General features: G+C 70.6%; 14 protein-coding genes and 1 pseudogene. 13 read left to right on the top strand and 2 right to left on the bottom strand.

The genetic code is table 11. The annotated features are described in order from the left end of the window. The first annotated feature begins 18 nt into the window (after positions 1-18). The 6 genes from ACIOHC_RS18700 to ACIOHC_RS18675 all read left to right on the top strand — a co-directional run bounded on the left by ACIOHC_RS18700 (position 19) and on the right by ACIOHC_RS18675 (position 4,851). Complete coding sequence (locus ACIOHC_RS18700; protein ID WP_351080266.1) at positions 19-894, top strand: LysR family transcriptional regulator; 876 nt, start codon at positions 19-21, stop codon at positions 892-894. 286 nt (positions 895-1,180) lie between these two features. Continuing rightward, positions 1,181-1,807: a GNAT family N-acetyltransferase gene (locus ACIOHC_RS18695; RefSeq protein WP_365688955.1), complete on the top strand. Its 627-nt coding sequence runs from the start codon at positions 1,181-1,183 to the stop codon at positions 1,805-1,807. A 216-nt stretch (positions 1,808-2,023) separates the two neighbouring features. Then, entirely contained in the window at positions 2,024-2,908 is an 885-nt protein-coding gene (locus ACIOHC_RS18690) for an ABC transporter substrate-binding protein (RefSeq protein ID WP_365688957.1), read from the top strand. Between the two features lie 156 nt (positions 2,909-3,064). After that, a complete protein-coding gene (locus ACIOHC_RS18685) occupies positions 3,065-3,328 on the top strand; it encodes a type B 50S ribosomal protein L31 (RefSeq protein WP_351080272.1) in 264 nt (87 codons plus the stop codon). A 363-nt stretch (positions 3,329-3,691) separates the two neighbouring features. Next, positions 3,692-3,835 carry a hypothetical protein gene (locus ACIOHC_RS18680; protein ID WP_351080274.1) on the top strand — a complete coding sequence of 48 codons (144 nt, stop codon included), beginning with the start codon at positions 3,692-3,694 and terminating at the stop codon, positions 3,833-3,835. An 83-nt stretch (positions 3,836-3,918) separates the two neighbouring features. After that, on the top strand, positions 3,919-4,851 hold the full coding sequence (locus tag ACIOHC_RS18675) for a carbohydrate kinase (protein WP_401843230.1): 933 nt from the start codon (positions 3,919-3,921) through the stop codon (positions 4,849-4,851). Positions 4,852-5,029: 178 nt separating this feature from the next. On the opposite strand, the gene ACIOHC_RS18670 is transcribed toward ACIOHC_RS18675, so the two are convergent. Next, positions 5,030-6,346, bottom strand: coding sequence for a hypothetical protein (locus ACIOHC_RS18670; RefSeq protein WP_389636735.1), 1,317 nt, complete (start codon positions 6,344-6,346; stop codon positions 5,030-5,032). 197 nt (positions 6,347-6,543) lie between these two features. Here ACIOHC_RS18670 and ACIOHC_RS18665 point away from each other — a divergent pair, with 197 nt between their 5' ends. The 4 genes from ACIOHC_RS18665 (at position 6,544) to ACIOHC_RS18650 (ending at position 11,462) form a co-directional block, all read left to right on the top strand. Beyond that, the gene (locus ACIOHC_RS18665; RefSeq protein ID WP_351087000.1) at positions 6,544-7,821 is read left to right on the top strand and encodes a beta-ketoacyl-[acyl-carrier-protein] synthase family protein; all 1,278 of its coding nucleotides are present in this window, start codon (positions 6,544-6,546) and stop codon (positions 7,819-7,821) included. A gap of 13 nt (positions 7,822-7,834) precedes the next feature. Continuing rightward, positions 7,835-9,706, top strand: coding sequence for an acyl-CoA dehydrogenase (locus ACIOHC_RS18660; protein WP_365688965.1), 1,872 nt, complete (start codon positions 7,835-7,837; stop codon positions 9,704-9,706). A gap of 260 nt (positions 9,707-9,966) precedes the next feature. Then, entirely contained in the window at positions 9,967-10,242 is a 276-nt protein-coding gene (locus tag ACIOHC_RS18655; RefSeq protein ID WP_351086996.1) for an acyl carrier protein, read from the top strand. Further along, the gene (locus tag ACIOHC_RS18650) at positions 10,239-11,462 is read left to right on the top strand and encodes a beta-ketoacyl-[acyl-carrier-protein] synthase family protein (protein ID WP_351086994.1); all 1,224 of its coding nucleotides are present in this window, start codon (positions 10,239-10,241) and stop codon (positions 11,460-11,462) included. The genes ACIOHC_RS18655 and ACIOHC_RS18650 overlap by 4 nt, the downstream gene beginning before the upstream one ends. Positions 11,463-11,758: 296 nt before the next feature. Here the strand turns inward: ACIOHC_RS18650 and ACIOHC_RS18645 are convergent, their stop codons facing one another. Next, entirely contained in the window at positions 11,759-12,775 is a 1,017-nt protein-coding gene (locus ACIOHC_RS18645) for a PRC and DUF2382 domain-containing protein (protein ID WP_365688967.1), read from the bottom strand. A 582-nt stretch (positions 12,776-13,357) separates the two neighbouring features. Here ACIOHC_RS18645 and ACIOHC_RS18640 point away from each other — a divergent pair. The 3 genes and pseudogenes from ACIOHC_RS18640 (at position 13,358) to ACIOHC_RS18630 (ending at position 16,879) form a co-directional block, all read left to right on the top strand. Further along, a complete protein-coding gene (locus ACIOHC_RS18640) occupies positions 13,358-14,197 on the top strand; it encodes an arylamine N-acetyltransferase (protein ID WP_365688968.1) in 840 nt (279 codons plus the stop codon). A 138-nt stretch (positions 14,198-14,335) separates the two neighbouring features. Continuing rightward, positions 14,336-14,563 (top strand): annotated as a pseudogene (locus tag ACIOHC_RS18635) (transposase); the annotation flags it as partial. A gap of 552 nt (positions 14,564-15,115) precedes the next feature. Then, a complete protein-coding gene (locus tag ACIOHC_RS18630) occupies positions 15,116-16,879 on the top strand; it encodes a reverse transcriptase domain-containing protein (RefSeq protein WP_401843228.1) in 1,764 nt (587 codons plus the stop codon). The last annotated feature ends 59 nt before the right edge of the window (positions 16,880-16,938 follow it).

The raw sequence follows: 16,938 nt of genomic DNA, 5'->3' as shown, positions 1-16,938 counted from the left end.
GTGGTTCACGATGGATGGATGGAACTTCAGCAGATGCGGTACGTCATCGCGGTGGCCGAACTGGGCAGCTTCACACGCGCGGCGAAGCGTTGTCTCGTCGTCCAGTCCGCGTTGAGTCATCAGATCGCCCGGTTGGAGAAGGAGCTGGGGGCCCGGCTCTTCGACCGCACGAGCCGTCAGGTGCGGCTCACCGCGGCGGGCGAGGCGTTTCTGCCGGAGGCCCGGCAGGCGCTCGACGCGGCGGAACGGGCCCGCGCCGAGGTCGCCGCCACGGCGGGGGAGGTCCGTGGCCGCCTCGCGGTCGGAGCCATCCCGACCATTGCCTCGGTCGATGTCCCGGCGGCGCTGCGGGCGTTCCATCTCCGTTATCCGAAGGTGCACATCGTCCTTCGGGACGGGGCGAGCAAGGACCTGGTCCAGGACGTGCGGGACGGTGTGCTCGACGTGGCGTTCCTGGGTGTGCTGCCGCGCTACCGGCCGAAGGGCGTGAGCGATCACGAACTCGCCACCGGCGAACTTGTCGCCGTGGTCGCCCCCGCCCACCCCCTGGCCGGGAAGTCGGAAGTGGGCCTGGAGCGGCTGGCGAAGGAGATGTTCGTCGACTACCCCGACGGCACCGCGGCCCGTGCACAGTCGGAGGAGGCGTTCGCGGCGATGGGCCTCACCCGCGAGGTGGCGTTCGAGGTCAGCGGCACCGACTTCATCGTCCGGCTGGTCCGCAGCGGGCTCGGGATCGCCATGCTGCCTTCCGCTTTCGCGGCGGAACTGACCGGCGTACAGGTGCTGTCCGTCCGCGACGCGCCCGCACGCACGGAGCGGCTGGTCTGGAGCCGCTTTCGGCCCACCCCGGCCGCCGCGGCGTTCCTGACCGGGCTGGGAGTGGACGCCGGCTGAGCCCGTGCGTCTCGTTCGGATCAGGCCGGGCTCGCGTGGACCGGTGCCGCGCCCGGCCGCGTTGCCGCCGGTGGCGATGGCGTCCTGTCCGAGCTCGGGGCGGCACCGTGCCCCGTTCGCCGGTCCGGCCCGATCCTGAACCGGGCCCGACCCTGAACCGGCCCGATCCGAACGACACCCCTTAGTACGAACGGTCGCCGCTCGGATCGGCATGGAACACGGTCCTGTTCGAGGATTCTCCGCGCGGGACTTGTGGGAGCGCTCCCAGGCTCGGCAGGATGAGCCGATGAACGAGCCCGCCCGCTCACGGGCCTACCACCCCGACGACCGTGCGGCCCTCGCGGACATCTGCGTCCGCACGGCCGACAACGGTGGCGACTCCCGGCATCTGTACCCGGACCCGGAGCTGGTCGCGTCGATCTTCGCCGCCCCGTACGCGTACCTCGAACCCGACCTGGCCTTCGTGATCGACGACGGTACGGGCCGGGCGGTCGGATACATCCTGGGCACCGCCGGCACACCTCGGTTCGTGCGCGAGTTCCGCAAGCGATGGCTGCCCCTCGTCCGGGACCGCTTCCCGGCACCGGACGGCACTCCGCGCACCCCCGGCGAGGAGATGGCTGCCCTTCTGCACGCCCCGGAGCGGATGATCCTCCCCGAACTCGCCGACCATCCCGCGCACTTGCACATCGACCTGCTGCCCGCCTGGCAGCGGAAGGGGTACGGCAGAGTGCTCATGCGCACGTTCCTGGCCGCACTGCGGGGCAAGGGGGTCGAGGCGGTGCATCTGTCCATGCTCACCGCCAACACCCCGGCCAGGGCGTTCTACGACCGGCTCGGCTTCGGCGAGATCCGGGTACCCGACCCCGGGCCCCTCACCTATCTGGGACGTGGCACCGAACCGGATCTGTAGCGGACCGCCGGGACCGGCGGGGGTGGAGTCCCGCGCACCCTCGCACGGTGCGCTCCATCCACACCGACGGGGTGCCGGTCCCGGACATGCGCGGGCGTCTTCGCGTCGTCCGCGCCGGACCGGCCGCGAAGAGGGTGTCGCGGGTGTTCGCTGGGCAGGTACTGGTGTACGACCCGGGAAAAGGGGCGAACCGGCCGGTGCCGAGGGGCGTGTGACGTGAGGGAGCAGACCGTGTGGCAGTTCTCCGACGATCGTGGACAGTTGTCGACCGCAGAGCGGCGTCCGGCGCGGGTGCTCGCCTACGTCCAGGCCGGGGCGTCCTTGTGGGACCAGGGCATACGCCCGAGCGCGATATTCGGCTCCGATCATGACGACCACGCCGTACCGGACACGGCGAAGACCGGATCACTGCCGTTGACCGCGGTGCGCTATATGGGCGCGGGCAGCGCCCTGGACCTGGACACCCTGCTGGGCGTCGAGCCGGACCTCGTCGTGGCCGTCGGCTACGGCGGCGGTCATGTCTACGGGCTCGCCCCGGAGACCGCCAAGCATCTGGAGGAACACGTCCCGGTCGTCGTCGTCGACGTGGGGCAGGCGCGCACGCTCGCGGAGATCGGTGAACGCTTCGCACGGCTGGCCCGTTCGCTCGGCGCCGAGGAGCCCGCGTCGGCGGCACGGGACCTGGACGCCGCCCGGGACCGGCTGCGCACCCTCGCCGCCGGACCGGACCGGCCCCGGGTGCTCGCCCTCTCCCCGGCCGGTCGGGATCGGGCGCACCTCGCCCGCCCCCGCATGTGGCCGGAGCTGCGTGCGTTGGCCGAGCTCGGCGTCGACCTCGTGGAACCGGCCGAGGGGCCCGGCGCGAACTGGTCGACGGTCGGCTGGGCGCAGGCCGCGGCTCTGTGCCCGGCCATCGTGCTCGCCGACATCCGGTCCAACGCCACCCCTCTCGACGAACTCCGGACCGGCGATGGGTGGTCGGCGGTCGAGCCGGGAGCCCAGGTGCTGCCCTGGAACCCGGAGCCGGTCTGCAGCCCGCAGGCCCACGCGCGGTTCCTGACGCTCGTGGCCGACGCGCTGGAGGCCGCCGCCCATCGGTGATGACGTGCTCGGCCGCGGAGCGCGGCCGCCCCGCCCGCCGCGCAGCGCGCGTGTGCCGATGCCCCGTACGGACGCTTCCGATCGCGCGGGCCGCCCTGGTTCGCGAGGCTGGCCAGGAGTGCCCCGAGCCGATATCGCACGTCCTCAGGAGCAGGCATGCAGCAGGACAAACACCCGCCCTACCGCCCCGTCGTCTTCCGGGACCGTTCGGCGGGGTACGCCTTTCTGACCCGGTCCACGGCATCGAGTGAGCAGACGATCGACTGGGACGACGGCAACAGCTACCCCGTCATCGACGTGGAGATCTCCGCGGAGAGCCATCCCTTCTTCACCGGCAAGGCCCGGGTGGTCGACTCCGAGGGACAGGTCGCCAAGTTCGAGCGCCGGTACGGCGAGGAGGGACGCAAGGACGCCACCTGACCCGCGTACGTACCCGCGCGGCCCCGACGCGAGGCCCTTGTCCGAGCAGGGCCCGCGTACGCACACGAGCACGCCCGTCCGCGCACCCCGGCAGGCCCGCGCCGCGACCCGAGTCCCCCGCCCCCTCCCGGAGGGGGGTGGGGGTCTTTGTCCCTCACATCTTCTGACGTTCTTGGCCGACTCCTCGTGACGGCGACCCGGAACCGACCGCAACCGTCGGGTTCGGCGGCCCGGACGGCACCGGCGCGGCCGGATCGGTGCCGCTCCGGGCCACGCCCGGTACGGCCGACGGGTACGCCGTCGGCCACGACCCGAACCCGCGGACGGCCCGGCTCCTCCGCAGGGACGACGGATGGACGACGGATGGACGACCGTACGCGCCGAAGTGTGCCGCTGATCCGTACCGTCCCGACGCTCGCGCTGCGGATCCGGGCCACGGGCGGCCGCACCGAGACGCCCGTCGACCGCCGGCCGGCCGTCGACGCGACCGACCCCCACTGCGCATGAGGCAGGATCGGGCTCAATGTGTTCGGAGGCCACACCGCCTACCAGGCCCCCTTCGTCGCCGCACTCCAGGAGACCCCACCCCCATGCTCGACAGACTCGACCTGCTGGTCATCGGTGAATGCGTCGCCGACATCGTCCGGCTGCCGGGCGCGCCCGATCAGGTCCACCCGGGCGGCAGCCCGGCCAATGTGGCGTACGGCGTGGCCAGGCTCGGGCACGGTGCCACCCTGCTCACCCAGCTCGGCCCGGATGACAACGGCCGGCTGATCAGGGACCACCTGGCCGACGCCGGGGTCGAGGTCCGAACGGACGGCGCCACGGCTCCCACCCCGTCCGCCGCCGTGACCCTGGACCGGGCCGGCCGGGCGGCGTACGCGTTCGAGATCACCTGGACGCTCGCCCCGGTCTCCCTGGACCGGACGCCCCACCACGTCCACACCGGATCCATCGCGACGGTGAGGGAGCCCGGAGCGGCCACCGTCCTCGCCGCCGTCGAATCGCTGCGTACGTCCGCGACCATCAGCTACGACCCCAATGTCCGGCCCGAACTGATGGGGGACCACGACGCGGCCGTCCGCAAGGTCGAGCGGTGCGTAGCACTCAGCGATGTGGTCAAGGCCAGCGACGAGGACCTGGAGTGGCTGTATCCCGGTCAGGAGCCGGAACGGGTCGCCGAGCGGTGGCTCGCCGCCGGCCCGGCCGTCGTCCTGGTCACCCGGGGAGGCGACGGCGCGCTGGCCGTCGTTCCCGGCGGGCAGGTGGCGGTCGAGGCGCTGCCCACCGTCGTCGTCGACACCGTGGGGGCGGGCGACGCCTTCATGTCGGGCACCTTGCACGCCCTCGCCTCGCACGGGCTGCTCGGCACGGACGGCCGGGAACGGCTGCGCTCGGTGGACCGGGCCACGGTGACCGATGTCCTGCGTCACGCTGTGGCCTGCGCCGCCGTCACCGTGGCACGGTCCGGCGCCAATCCGCCGGACGAGAAGGAGCTGGAGGCGGCGCTCGCCCGGTGCTGACCACGACGGTGCCGCCGCCCTCTCGCCGGACCGCGGCACCGTCCCGCCGCCGGCGCGGGCCCTGTCGGACCGGGACCGGGCGGCACGGAGCCCCGCCGTCGGTCCGGCCGGTGCTCGGCCGGGGAGATCCGGCCCGTGCGGTGCACGGATCGTCGGCCGCGCCCCGAGGAGCCGTTGCTCACCCGGGCGCGACGGGCCGGGGCCCGCCGCCGTCGTCGAGGAACTCGACGACGGCGAGCGCGAACAGCGCGCACAGCGCGATCCACACGGTGACCAGGCCTGTCGGCCGGTCCCACGCCACCAGGACCGCCGCGGCCACCACGACCACCGTCCAATTCAGCCAGGCCCTGGTCCGGTGCACCCACCTGCCGACCGGGCCGCCGGTGAATCCGGCCGCGTCGCGCACGGCACCGATGCCGTCGCCCCACATGGCCTTGACACGGGTGGCGGCGCGGCCGTCGCCGATGAGCCATGCCGCGAGAGCCACCACGATGCCGAGTGTGATCACCAGCCGGACCAGGGTGCGTACGGGGCCGGCCAGGGCGTCGAAGACGGAACCGGCTGCCGGCTGTGACACCTCGGGCGGAAGACTGTCCAGATAGAACGCCCGGCCCACCCACACGACCAGCCCGAGCACCGCGGCACCCGCGGCGACCGCCAGCGCCGTCGTGACCAGCGCGCGGCGGCGGCGCACCGCGAGGAGCACCCCGCCCGCGGCAGACGCGAGAGTGACCAACGGCAGCCAGAAGCCGATGATCTGCAGAGCCCGGAACCACTTCTTGGCCCTGCCGACGGATTCGGAGGTCAGCACCGTGAAGTCGGTGTGGATCTCGGGGATCTTCGCGGCGATCGCCAGCCCCCGGTCGACGAGGTCGTGCTTCAGCCGGTCGATCACGGGCGCCAGGTCGATGGCGACGGTGTTGCCGCTGAGCTTCACCGCACCGCTGGCGCTCCCGGTCAGAGCCTTCAGCGTCGCGGACTGGGCGGTCCGGTTGAGGTCGGTCCAGATCGTCTCGAAGGCGTCGCTGGCGACGAACCTTTCGGCGGTTCCGTGGACGAACTCCGAGACTCCTGTGGTGAGGGGGCCGCTCAGCCGCCCGAGCGCCTTGTCGACCACGGGCCGGTCCGCGGGGGCGACGTCGGCCAGCAGCGCCTTCACGTCGAGGTGTTTCATGACGGCGTCGGTGACGCGGTCGGTCACCGCCGTCTGCACATCGAGGTCGGATGCGAGCGGCGCCATCATCGCCACGTAGTTGTCGGTGTCGCCGAGCTGGTTCTTCGCCCAGGTGGACACGATGCTCAGCGGCGTGAGGACGGCCGCGACGACGATGAGCAGCGCCGCGAGGAACGAACGGGCCCGCAGCCGGTGCCGCTCGGGGGGACGGGCCTCCAGCGCCGCCACCCTGGCGCGCAGCGCCGCCAGTTCCGTGCCTGCCTCCGGGGACTCCGGCCGATCGCCGTCCGCTTCGCCGTCCGCTTCGCCGTCCGCATTCATGTCCCCAGGGGATGCCCTGCCGGTGCGCACAGCGCGGCGGACTGCTGCGGACGGGTGAACACGGTCACCGGACGCGCGGCGGAAGCCGGACCACTCGGTCCGACGGTGACCCGTTCGGCTCAGTGAGCGCATCCTCGCCGGGGCTACTGCCGTTCGACAACCGGTAGACGTGATCGATTACGAGGAGGGGGCGGAACATGGGGCGGACCGATGTGGGGGTCGCGGTGACGGGCGTGGGGGTGGTGAGCCCCGCGGGCGCGGACGAGCACGCCTTCTGGGCGGGACTGTGCGAGGGCGTTTCCATGGCCCGCGGCTGCGAGGAACTGGCCGGGCTGCCGGTCGACTTCGCCTGCCCCGTGGACGGGATCGACCTGGACGCGGCCGTCGGCGGACGCTCGGTGTGGCGGATGGCGAGGTTCGTGAAGATGGCGCTGGTCGCCGCCCGGCAGGCCGTGGCGGACGCGGGACTGTCACCGGAGCGCTGGGACGGCGAGCGGGTGGGGGTGGTGCTGGGTGTCGGCGTCGGCGGGGTGTCCGTACTCGCCGACGGTCTGCGCAAGCTGGCCGAGGCCGGGCCGGAGGCGGTGTCGCCGCTCCTGGTACCGATGATGATGCCCAACGCCGCCGCCGGCGAGGTCGCCATCGCGCTGCGGGCCCACGGCCCGAGCCTGGCACCGGCCACGGCGTGCGCGTCCGGGGCGACCGCGATCGCCGTGGCCCGTGACCTGCTGACGAGCGGACGGTGCGATGTGGTGGTGGCGGGTGGCGCCGAGTCCGTACTGACTCCGCTGGTGGTGAGCGCGTTCGCGGCAATGGGCGCGCTCTCCCTGCGGACCGGCGATCCGGCGGGGGCGTCGCGGCCGTTCGCCGCGGACCGGGACGGATTCGTGATCGGCGAGGGTGCCGCCGTCCTCGTGCTGGAGCGGACGCCCGACGCGCACGCCCGCGGCGTACGGCCGCGCGCCCTGCTGACCGGTACGGGGTCCGCCAGCGATGCCCACCACCCCACGGCCCCGCATCCGGACGGAGCGGGCGCGCGCAGGGCCGTGGGGGCGGCTCTGCGCGAGGCGGGCTGGGCGGCCCACGATGTCGACCACATCAATGCGCACGGAACGTCGACCGCGCTGAACGACGCGATGGAGACCGCGCTCATCTCGGGACTCTTCCCCGACCGCCCCTCGGTGACCGCGCCGAAGGGCGTGCTCGGGCACACCCTCGCCGCGGCCGGGGCGATCGAAGCGGTGGCCACCGTACTGACCCTGGAGCGCGGTCTCGTCCCGCCGATCGCCAATCTGGACTCGTTGCCGGACGGGTTCGACCTCGACTGCGTGGTCAAGGAGCCCCGCATGCAGGACGTCGAGCGGGCACTCAGCCACTCCTTCGGCTTCGGCGGACACAACGTCGTGCTCGCCTTCCAGCGGGCCGAAGCGGACGGCCGGTCGCGGACGGCCCCCGGTGTCCTCGCCGTCGACTGATCGTTGTCGTCTCATGACCGCAACGACCGACAGCCCCTCCGCCGAACGGTCCACGGACCTGCTCACCGGCGTGCTCCTCGGCAACGGCTTCCGCCGGGAGCACGCGTTCTGGCAGCGGCTGATCAGCACGGAACCGTTCCGCCGACCGGACCGCCGCACTCCCGAGGAGCGCCTGCGACTCGTCTACGAGCGGCTCGGGATCCTCAACGACTGCCTGGACAGCGGCGCCCGGCTCGCCGCCGACCCGCGTGCCCTCGCGGCCCTGCACGAATGGCTCGGCCCGGTCGACCCGGCACTGACCACGGTGGCGGGCATCCACTACAACCTCTTTCTCGGCAGCCTCCTCGACCACGACGGCGACGGACGGCGTGATCTGTCGGACTTTCTGCGGCTGCGGAGCGTCGGCACCTTTCTCTGCACAGAGGTGGCTCACGGCAACGACGCGGCTGCCGTCGAGACCACGGCCGCCTATGACCGCGAACGCGACGGGTTCGTTCTGCGCACGCCCCACGCGGGCGCCCAGAAGTTCATGCCCAACACCAGTCCGGCGGGCGGGCCCAAGACGGGGCTCGTGGCCGCGCGTCTGCTCGTCGACGGCACCGATCACGGGGTCTTCCTCTTCCTCGTGCCGCTGACCGACGCCGTTCGGGCCCTGCCCGGGGTGCGGGTCCGCAGGCTTCCCACGCGCACGGGGAGCCCGGTGGACCACTGCCTGACCTCCTTCGACGAGGTCTTCGTGGCGCGCGACGCGTTGCTCGGCGGGGACCATGGACGGATCGGTGACGACGGCGAGTTCAGCAGCGCCGTCGGCAACCGCAGGCGCCGCCTCCTCACGTCGATCGGACGCGTCACCTCCGGCAAGATCTCGATGAGCGCCTGCGCGGTCGGTTCCGCCCGCGCGACGCTCGCGGTCGCCGTGCGCTACGGCGGCCACCGGTACATCTCCGGGCCCCGCGGCTCCCGTCGGGTCCCGGTGATCGCCCACCGCAGCCACCACGGCCCGCTCGCCCGTGCCATGGCCACCGTCTTCGCGATGAGCCTGCTGCACCGCCGGGCCCTGGACCGCTGGGAGGCGTGGGTGGACGGACCGGGTCCGGACCGCGAGGAGGCGGAACGACTGGTCGCCGTCGCCAAGGGGTGGATCACCTGGCAGGCCAGGTCGGTGATCGTCGAATGCCGCGAACGGTGCGGTGCGCAGGCGCTTCTGGAACACAACGGCATGAGCGAACTCATCACGGGAGTGGAAGGTGCCATCACGGCGGAGGGCGACAACCTGGCCATCCACGCCAAGGCCGCCGCGGAAATGCTCTTCGCCACCGAACCGGCCGGCCGAAGTGCTCCCTCCGGCGGGGAATCCGGCGACCTCGACGATCCCCGGTTCCTCGGCGGGCTCCTGGCGGCCCTGGAGGGGATCTGGTTCGGCCGGGCCAGGGAGCGGATGAGCCGCGCACCGCACGGCGATCCGCTGGGACGGTGGAACGCCGCGTCCGGGCCGGCCCTGCGTGGCGTCGAGGCGCACGCCCACTGCCAGGCGGTCGAGGCGTACACGGACGCGGTGGCCGGTCTTCCGGACGGTCCCGCCCGTGAGCGACTGGTGGACCTGCAGAGGCTGTTCGCACTCGACCGGATCTCCCGGAACAGCGGGGACCTGCTGGCCGCAGGATATCTGACGGTGGATCAGGTCAATGATCTGCCGGATGTCGTGGACCGACTGATCACCGCCGTCGCCGCTCACCTGCCCTCCCTCGTGGACTCCTTCGCGCTGCCGCCGGAACTGCTCGCCGACTGGCCCATCGCGGGGGCCGACTACATCGAGGCGTACGACGATCCGGAGGCCGGCTGGCAGCGGGACGGGGGCCGGGCGACGGCTCGGGGGGAACGGTGAGGACCGTGACAAGAACGGGAACAACTGTGCGATCCCGCTCGGTGCGGGAGGCGGCCGGGACCCTCGGTGTCCGCGCTGCGCTGCTGGTCTTCTGGGGTACGGCAGCCGTTCTGTCCCGGTGGTGCACGCAGCCGCGGCAGGGCGGTGGCGAATCGGTTCGGCACAAGGCGTAACTGGAGACACGTCACCCAGTTGATTCGGCGTCGGGACGGTGCCCCCGCCGTCACCGGCAGTCGTACCGAATGATGGAGAGGAAGCTCATGAGTGCGATTCATCCCAAGATCACCGAGGTTCTGACACACACCTTCAAAGTGCCCGCCGCCGAGATCCGTCCGGATTCCACGATGGACAGCCTGGAGATGGACTCCCTCGCCGTCGCCGAGTTCGCCGTGCTCATCAGGGAGACGCTGGGTGGCCAGGGAGACTTCGACAAGCTCCCCAAGGGCGCCACCCTGGCCGAGATCACGCGATTCATCGACGGGGCCGACGGCGGGTCGCCGGTGAGCGGTGCGGCACCGATGAGCAACACCCGATGAACAGGCCCGACATCGCCGTCACCGGCCTGGGCATGATCACCCCGGTCGGCAACGACACCGAATCCACCTGGAAGGGCGTGTGTGCCGGAATCTCGCCGGTGCGTACCGTCGCGGCACTCGAAGGCTGCGCGATCGATTTCGCCTGTACGGTCGACGGAATCGATCTGGACGCCGCGGTCGGTGGACGCACCTCGTTCCGGATGGGGAGGTACACCAAGTTCGCCGTTCTCGCCGCCCGGGAGGCGGTCGCCGACGCCGGGCTCGACCCGGCGGAGTGGGAGGGCGGCAGGGTCGCGGTGGTCGTCGGCACCAGCAGCGGGGGTTCCGCCTCACTGACCGAGCAGGCCGTCGTGCTCGACCGGCTCGGGCCCGACGCCACCTCGCCGTCGGGCATCCTGCTCACCATTCCGAACATGCCGGCGGCCGAGATCGCGATCCAGCTGCGGGCGACCGGTCCCAGCATGGCGCCGTGCACCGCCTGTTCGTCCGGCGTCACGGCCCTGTCCGTCGCCCGCGATCTGCTGGTCACCGGGCAGTGCGACATCGCGATCGCCGGAGCCACCGAGTCGATCGTCTATCCGGCCGCCATGGCCGGGTTCGCCCGGTCCGGAGCCGGGGCCCGGCGGGACGGCGACGCGACCGGGCTGTGCCGGCCCTTCGCCGCCGACCGGGCCGGGCTGGTCATGGGCGAGGGTGCCGCCGTCATGGTGCTGGAGCGGGCGGACGACGCCCGTGCCCGGGGCACGGCACCGCGGGCGCTGGTCGCGGGCACCGGGGCCACCACCGACGCCCACCATCCCATCAGTCCGCATCCGTCCGGCGCGGTGGCCCGGACGGCGGTGGAGATCGCGCTGCGCGACGCAGGCTGGGCGGCGGGAGACGTCGAGCACGTCAACGCGCACGGCACGGCCACCCCGGTCAACGACGCCACCGAGGCCGCCCTCATCGCCCGCGTCTACCCGCACCGGCCGCCCGTCACCGCCCCGAAGGGCGTCCTGGGGCACTGCATGGGGGCGGCCGGAGCGATCGAGGCCGGACTGACCGTCCTGACGCTGCAACGCGGAATCGTGCCGCCGATCGCCAACCTGGACGCCCCGGCGCCCGAGTTCGACATCAACTGCGTCACCAAGTCTCCCCTGCGGCAGCCCATCCGGCGTGCCGTCAGCCACTCCTTCGGATTCGGCGGACACAACGCCGTGATCGCTCTGCAGAGACCGTAGGCACCAGGCAGGTGGTGCGACGGGAAACGGCCCGGCGTACCACCGGCCACACCGCCCGTGAGCTGCGCAGCGGCCCGTGATGGCTTGCCGGACTCGGAAGTGATCACCGAGGAACTCATCGCCGACGTCTACCGGGTCAGGGCGCGGGCCGCTCCGGACGCCCCCGACGGGCGGCCGTCGGTGCGCTGCGTGCCCGAGCGCCCCGATCGCCGACGGCGAGAGGACGGACCCCGGCACACACGGGTCCGTCCCTCACTCGCGGTTGCATCGCGGCGGTACGCCACGGTGAGCGGGGGTCAGCGGTGGCGTCCCCGGCCGAACTCGCCGCCCGCGTCCTTGCCACCGATGTCCTTGCTGCCGATGCCCTTGGTGTCGGCGTAGTCGATCTGCTCCTTGCGGAGTTCGGCGGAGATCTCCTTCTGTTCGGTCACCCTCTTGGTCTCCATGCGGACCCGCTCGACCGGCACCGTCTCCTTGCGCATCGTGGCACGCTCGGCATGCAGGGTGACCTCGACATCCTGCTCACGGATGTCCGAGCGCCCCGCCGCCGCCCTTTCGCCGGGCTGCAGGGGTTCACGGATCACCCGCACCTCTTCGTGCGTCACCGGCACCGTCCTGGTGACGTTCTCGGTGACGACGTACTTGTGCAGGCGGGCCTTGCCGCTCTCGTACTCCTCGGTGCCGACGAGCAGTTGCTCCTCGGAGCGGATCAGTTCCTCCTTGCCGCCCAGGTCGGCGGCGGACCGTTCGGAACCCGCCCCGGCGCCGACGAGGGGACGGGCCGCGCCGGCCGTCCCGGTGCCCGCGCCGACCGGGCCGCCCGTCCGCGACGTGGGGGTCCGGGAGGTGCCCGTACCGGTTGCCGGGGTTCCGGCCGCGGTCGGCCGTTCACCCCCGGTGCCGGCGGCTCCCGCCGCGCCCATGGCCGTGGTGCCGGTTTCGGACGTCGTCCTCCCGGTGTCCGCACGGTCGCTGAGCCTGGCGGTGGTGTTTCTGGCAAGGCCGTAGTGGCGGTAGAGCTCTTCCTCCTCCGCCACCGACAGATGCGCGTCCGCGTCCACTCGGGGGGCTTCCTTGACGCGGTCCTTCGGATGTGAAATGTGCAGGTCGGAGCCCACACGACGCGCCCCCGCAAGAGGCACGAAGCTCTCCTTCATGCCGAACAGGCCGGTCTTCACCGTGATCCAGTCCGGACGGCCGGTGTTGTCGTCGACATACACCCGGCCCACACTGCCGATCTTCTCGCCCGCGTTGTCGTACACCGTCAGGCCGTCGAGCTCTCCGGAATCCGTGAAACCGTCAGCGGCTCCCATGACCGATTCCTCCTCGCCTGGGCGCGTCCTGTGGCTGGGTCCATCAGGGGAGGCGCGTCCGACTTCCATCGCGCCTCACCCGGATGGACGCTGCAACCTCCCCACCTGCGGAGCCCGTCCCCCGCATGCTCGGCGCCTCGGTGCTGGCCGCCCGTCACGGTGGTGCGCACGCCGCTCCAGCGTTAGGCCAATCGGGTGAGTCGTGGAGGTGTGGCGGTTGCGCGCCGTGCGCCCCCCGCGCGGCGGCCGGGCATGCGTCGAGGCGCCGCGCGTTTCCGGGCGACCGCGGACGGTCGACCCGATGCCGGGTCTCCGCGCGCCGTGCCGGGCGTGGCGTCGCACCACGAATCCGCGCAGTGCCCGGCGTGCCGCCGCATGACGAGACCGGGCGGGGCCCGTTCGCATACAGAGGTGTCCCCGTTGAGGCAACACCCCTTCCCGTCGGCGACGTCGCCCCTGAGAAGTGTCTTTCCGATCAACGGATCGGTGGTCCGGTGGTGAGGGACGGGGAGGTTTCTGACGCCGCCCGGGCGGTGGTACCGGCGACTATCCTGATCATCTGTTCGGACGGTGAGGGGGAGCATGATCGACGTCGACGGGTATCTGGCCGTGCTGGGGGTGGCCCGGCCGGCGGTCCCGACCGCCGAGGCGCTGCGGGCACTGCACCGGGCGCAGGTGGAGCGGGTCGCCTACGAGAACCTCGACATCCATCTGGGGCGGTCGACAGGCATCGGCGCCGAGGAATCCGTGGCCCGGATCATGCGCGGGCGCGGCGGCTACTGCTTCCACCTCAACGGGGCCTTCGGGGCACTGCTGACGGCCCTCGGCTACGACGTCACCCTGCACCGGGCCGGGGTGCAGGGCACTCCCGAGGACCCTGCGGGTGCGGCCGGCGACCATCTCGCGCTCACCGTGCGGCTCGACGGCGAGCGGTGGCTGGTCGACACCGGGCTCGCCGGCGGAATGTACGAGCCGCTGCCGCTGCGCGAAGGCAGCTGCACCCAGGGGCCGTTCACCTACGCGATGGCCCCGTCGGAGGCGGTGCCCGGCGGCTGGCGGTTCACCCATGACCCCCGCGGCGCGTTCACGGCGATGGACTTCGCGCCGGACCCCGTGGAACTGTCCTCCTTCGCCGCGGAGCACGTCCGGCTGTCCACGTCCCCCGAGTCCGGCTTCGTCCGGGTCCTCACCGCCCAGCTCCGCGATGCCGAGGGCGTGGACGTGCTGCGCGGCTGTGTGCTGCGCCGGATCGACGCCGGGGGCACGGACGAGCGGACCATCGACTCGGCCGACGACTGGTACAACGTGCTGGCCGGCGTGTTCCGGCTGGACCTGACCGACGTCGACGCCCCCGCGCGGGCGGAACTGTGGCACCGCGTCCATACCGCGCACCAGGAGTGGGAGGCCGCGGGGCAGGGGTGAGGGGCGCCCCGTGGGGGCCGGCTCTCCGTGCTGTGCGGCCTGCGTGCGGGCGGCCCGACGCGGGCGCGGCCGTGGGCAGGGTCCGGCCCCAGGCCGTGTCGTTGTGCGATCAGTTGATCGGATGTGTCTGTCCGATGAGTGATCACTGATGTGAGGTGCGCTCGGATCGAGCCGTTGATGTCGGCTCACCCGCTCCGTGGGCGGCGGTGGGCCGACCATTGCCGCACGCTGGAGGCCATCGCGTGGAAGTACCGCACCTGTTCGCCCTGGCGGGATCTTCCCGACGAACTCGGCTCCTCCCCGACCGCTCACGAACGGCTGATCAGGTGGGCCGTTGACGGCACCCGGACGAAGATCCTTGCAGCGTGACATCGTCGAACGCCGCATGTGCGCCACGAGGCGCCTTGTTGTATCCCCGGCTCAGCCGGGAGGAATTGGAGGGATATTCCTGGGCCTGATGGCTCACCTGGATCCGAAAGGTGATGGGGACCAGAGCATGCCAGACAATCAGTGACCGGGCCCAGTTGCCAGGGACGGTGCACTGAGGGGCCCGCGTGATATGGCGAAAGCTGGATTGCCTGAACCCCAATCTCCAGTCGATGAAAGTTCGCATCCATCGGAAAGGTTGCTGAAACCGATGCCATGTCCTGTGACGGCTTTGATGCAGGGCCGACGCACCCTCTGCGACATGGGGCGATGTCCAGTGAGGACATTTAAGGAGATGAGTGGGGCGCCTACGTCACGCTATGAAGTACAACAAGGACGAACGTGGGATCGCCTACGGGGTGCGAACCCTAGGGCGACGGAGTGCTCGTAGTAGTCGCAGGAGTAACGACCTGCCAAGGAGAGCGGGAAAGCCGCTCGCAGGGCGAAGGGGCACAGGTGACTGGATGCGAACGAGACCGGAAGGTATGCTAAATGCAGAGTGCCGACACGGTGTTAGGTATCCTTCGTGAGCGCGGCAGGCAAGAACTGCCGTGCGACGAACTGTATCGGCAAATGTTCAATCCGCAGTTGTACCTGGTGGCTTACGGCCGCATCTACTCCAACAAAGGAGCGATGACGCCGGGAGTAACTCAAGAAACCGTGGACAGCATGTCGTTGGACAAGATCGGCCGCATCATTGATGCGATGCGTCACGAGCGCTACCGATTTAGTCCCGTCAAGCGAGTCGGCATTCCCAAGAAGAATGGGAAGCTTCGCCCGCTTGGGCTGCCGACATGGACGGACAAACTGGTTGGTGAAGTGATGCGTCTCCTTCTGGAGGCGTACTACGAGCCGCAGTTCTCCGACCGTTCCCACGGGTTCCGGCCCGGACGGGGATGCCACACCGCCTTAACAGAGGTGGGAAATACCTGGACGGGTACGACCTGGTTCATCGAAGGTGATATCTCCGACTGCTTCGGATCGATCGACCATCAAGTCGTTATCGAGACCCTGTCAGAAAGAATTCATGATGGCCGGTTTCTTCGGCTGGTGCGAAACATGCTTGAGGCCGGGTACATGGAGGACTGGACCTGGGGAGCCACGCTCAGTGGGGCACCGCAGGGCGGGGTGCTTTCTCCGCTTCTGTCCAATATCTACCTACATCGACTGGACAGCTTTGTCGAGAAGGTTCTGATTCCGCAATACACCCGAGGGCGGAGCAGGGTGCGGAACCCCGCCTACCTGGAGGTGGTCAACGCGATCGCTCGTGCCCGCAGGCGGGGCGACCGGGCCGAAGTCCGGTCACTTTGCAAGCGGCAGCGCAGTATCCCCAGCGTGGATCCGAACGATCCGGGCTTCCGAAGGCTGCGCTACGTGCGATACGCCGATGACACCCTTCTTGGGTTCATCGGGCCGAAATCCGAGGCCGAGGAGATCAAACGGCGTCTCGCGGTATTCCTTCGTGAAGACCTCAAGTTGGACTTGTCGCCAGAGAAGACGTTGATCACCCATGCCCGCAAGGGCGCGGCAACGTTCCTCGGATACGAGATCGCCGTGCAGCACAACGATAGGCAAGCAACCCGCGGTCGCAGGACGGCTAACGGTTCGATTGCCTTACGTGTGCCAGCGAAGGTGATTCGAGAGAAGGCAGCCCTGTACTTCAGTCGCGGAAAACCCGCGCATCGGTCCCAGCTTCTCAACGACGACGACTACACCATCGTCAACGTCTACGGGGCCGAATACCGGGGCATCGTCCAGTACTACCTACTGGCCGGCAATGTATGCCGATTGCATCGGCTGCGTTGGGCCATGGAGACCTCGTTGCTCAAGACACTGGCAGCGAAGCATCGCTCGACGGTGTCAAAGATGGCGGCCCGCTACAAGGCCAAAGTTGAGACACCATATGGGCTCCGTACGTGCTTCGAAGCCAGCGTCCCCCGCGGCGCAGGTAGGAAGCTACTGGTCGCGCGATTCGGCGGAATCTCACTGACGCGGCAGAAGGCAGCGGTCCTCGCGGACCGTCAAGTGGCCAACCCCCGCCCCAGAAAAGAGCTGATTGCCCGGCTCTTGAAGGGGAAGTGCGAGCTATGCGGGACGTCGGAAGACGTGCGAGTGCACCACATCCGAAAGCTCGCCGACCTCGACAGGGGAGGGCCACCTACTGAATGGCGCCAGGTCATGGCGAAGAAGCGGCGCAAGACTCTGGTGGTCTGCACCGGTTGTCATGACGTGATCCACTCAGGAAAGCCAACCTGAAGCGTCACGAAATAGGTCACTGGAGAGCCCGTTACGGGGAAACTCGTACGGCGGGTTCG

Origin of the sequence: Streptomyces sp. NPDC088252, from assembly GCF_044740965.1 — a bacterium.
Lineage (GTDB): Bacteria > Actinomycetota > Actinomycetes > Streptomycetales > Streptomycetaceae > Streptomyces.
This window is presented reverse-complemented; position numbering and strand designations above follow the sequence as displayed.

Excerpts from the sequence above, each read along its gene's own strand:
- ACIOHC_RS18650 (WP_351086994.1), top strand. The coding sequence starts at position 10,239 with ATGAACAGGCCCGACATCGCCGTCACCGGCCTGGGCATGATCACCCCG.
- ACIOHC_RS18685 (WP_351080272.1), top strand. The coding sequence starts at position 3,065 with ATGCAGCAGGACAAACACCCGCCCTACCGCCCCGTCGTCTTCCGGGAC.
- ACIOHC_RS18630 (WP_401843228.1), top strand. The coding sequence starts at position 15,116 with ATGCAGAGTGCCGACACGGTGTTAGGTATCCTTCGTGAGCGCGGCAGG.
- ACIOHC_RS18640 (WP_365688968.1), top strand. The coding sequence starts at position 13,358 with ATGATCGACGTCGACGGGTATCTGGCCGTGCTGGGGGTGGCCCGGCCG.
- ACIOHC_RS18675 (WP_401843230.1), top strand. The coding sequence starts at position 3,919 with ATGCTCGACAGACTCGACCTGCTGGTCATCGGTGAATGCGTCGCCGAC.
- ACIOHC_RS18645 (WP_365688967.1), bottom strand. The coding sequence starts at position 12,775 with ATGGGAGCCGCTGACGGTTTCACGGATTCCGGAGAGCTCGACGGCCTG.
- ACIOHC_RS18670 (WP_389636735.1), bottom strand. The coding sequence starts at position 6,346 with ATGAATGCGGACGGCGAAGCGGACGGCGAAGCGGACGGCGATCGGCCG.
- ACIOHC_RS18660 (WP_365688965.1), top strand. The coding sequence starts at position 7,835 with ATGACCGCAACGACCGACAGCCCCTCCGCCGAACGGTCCACGGACCTG.
- ACIOHC_RS18700 (WP_351080266.1), top strand. The coding sequence starts at position 19 with ATGGAACTTCAGCAGATGCGGTACGTCATCGCGGTGGCCGAACTGGGC.
- ACIOHC_RS18680 (WP_351080274.1), top strand. The coding sequence starts at position 3,692 with ATGGACGACCGTACGCGCCGAAGTGTGCCGCTGATCCGTACCGTCCCG.
- ACIOHC_RS18665 (WP_351087000.1), top strand. The coding sequence starts at position 6,544 with ATGGGGCGGACCGATGTGGGGGTCGCGGTGACGGGCGTGGGGGTGGTG.
- ACIOHC_RS18655 (WP_351086996.1), top strand. The coding sequence starts at position 9,967 with ATGAGTGCGATTCATCCCAAGATCACCGAGGTTCTGACACACACCTTC.
- ACIOHC_RS18695 (WP_365688955.1), top strand. The coding sequence starts at position 1,181 with ATGAACGAGCCCGCCCGCTCACGGGCCTACCACCCCGACGACCGTGCG.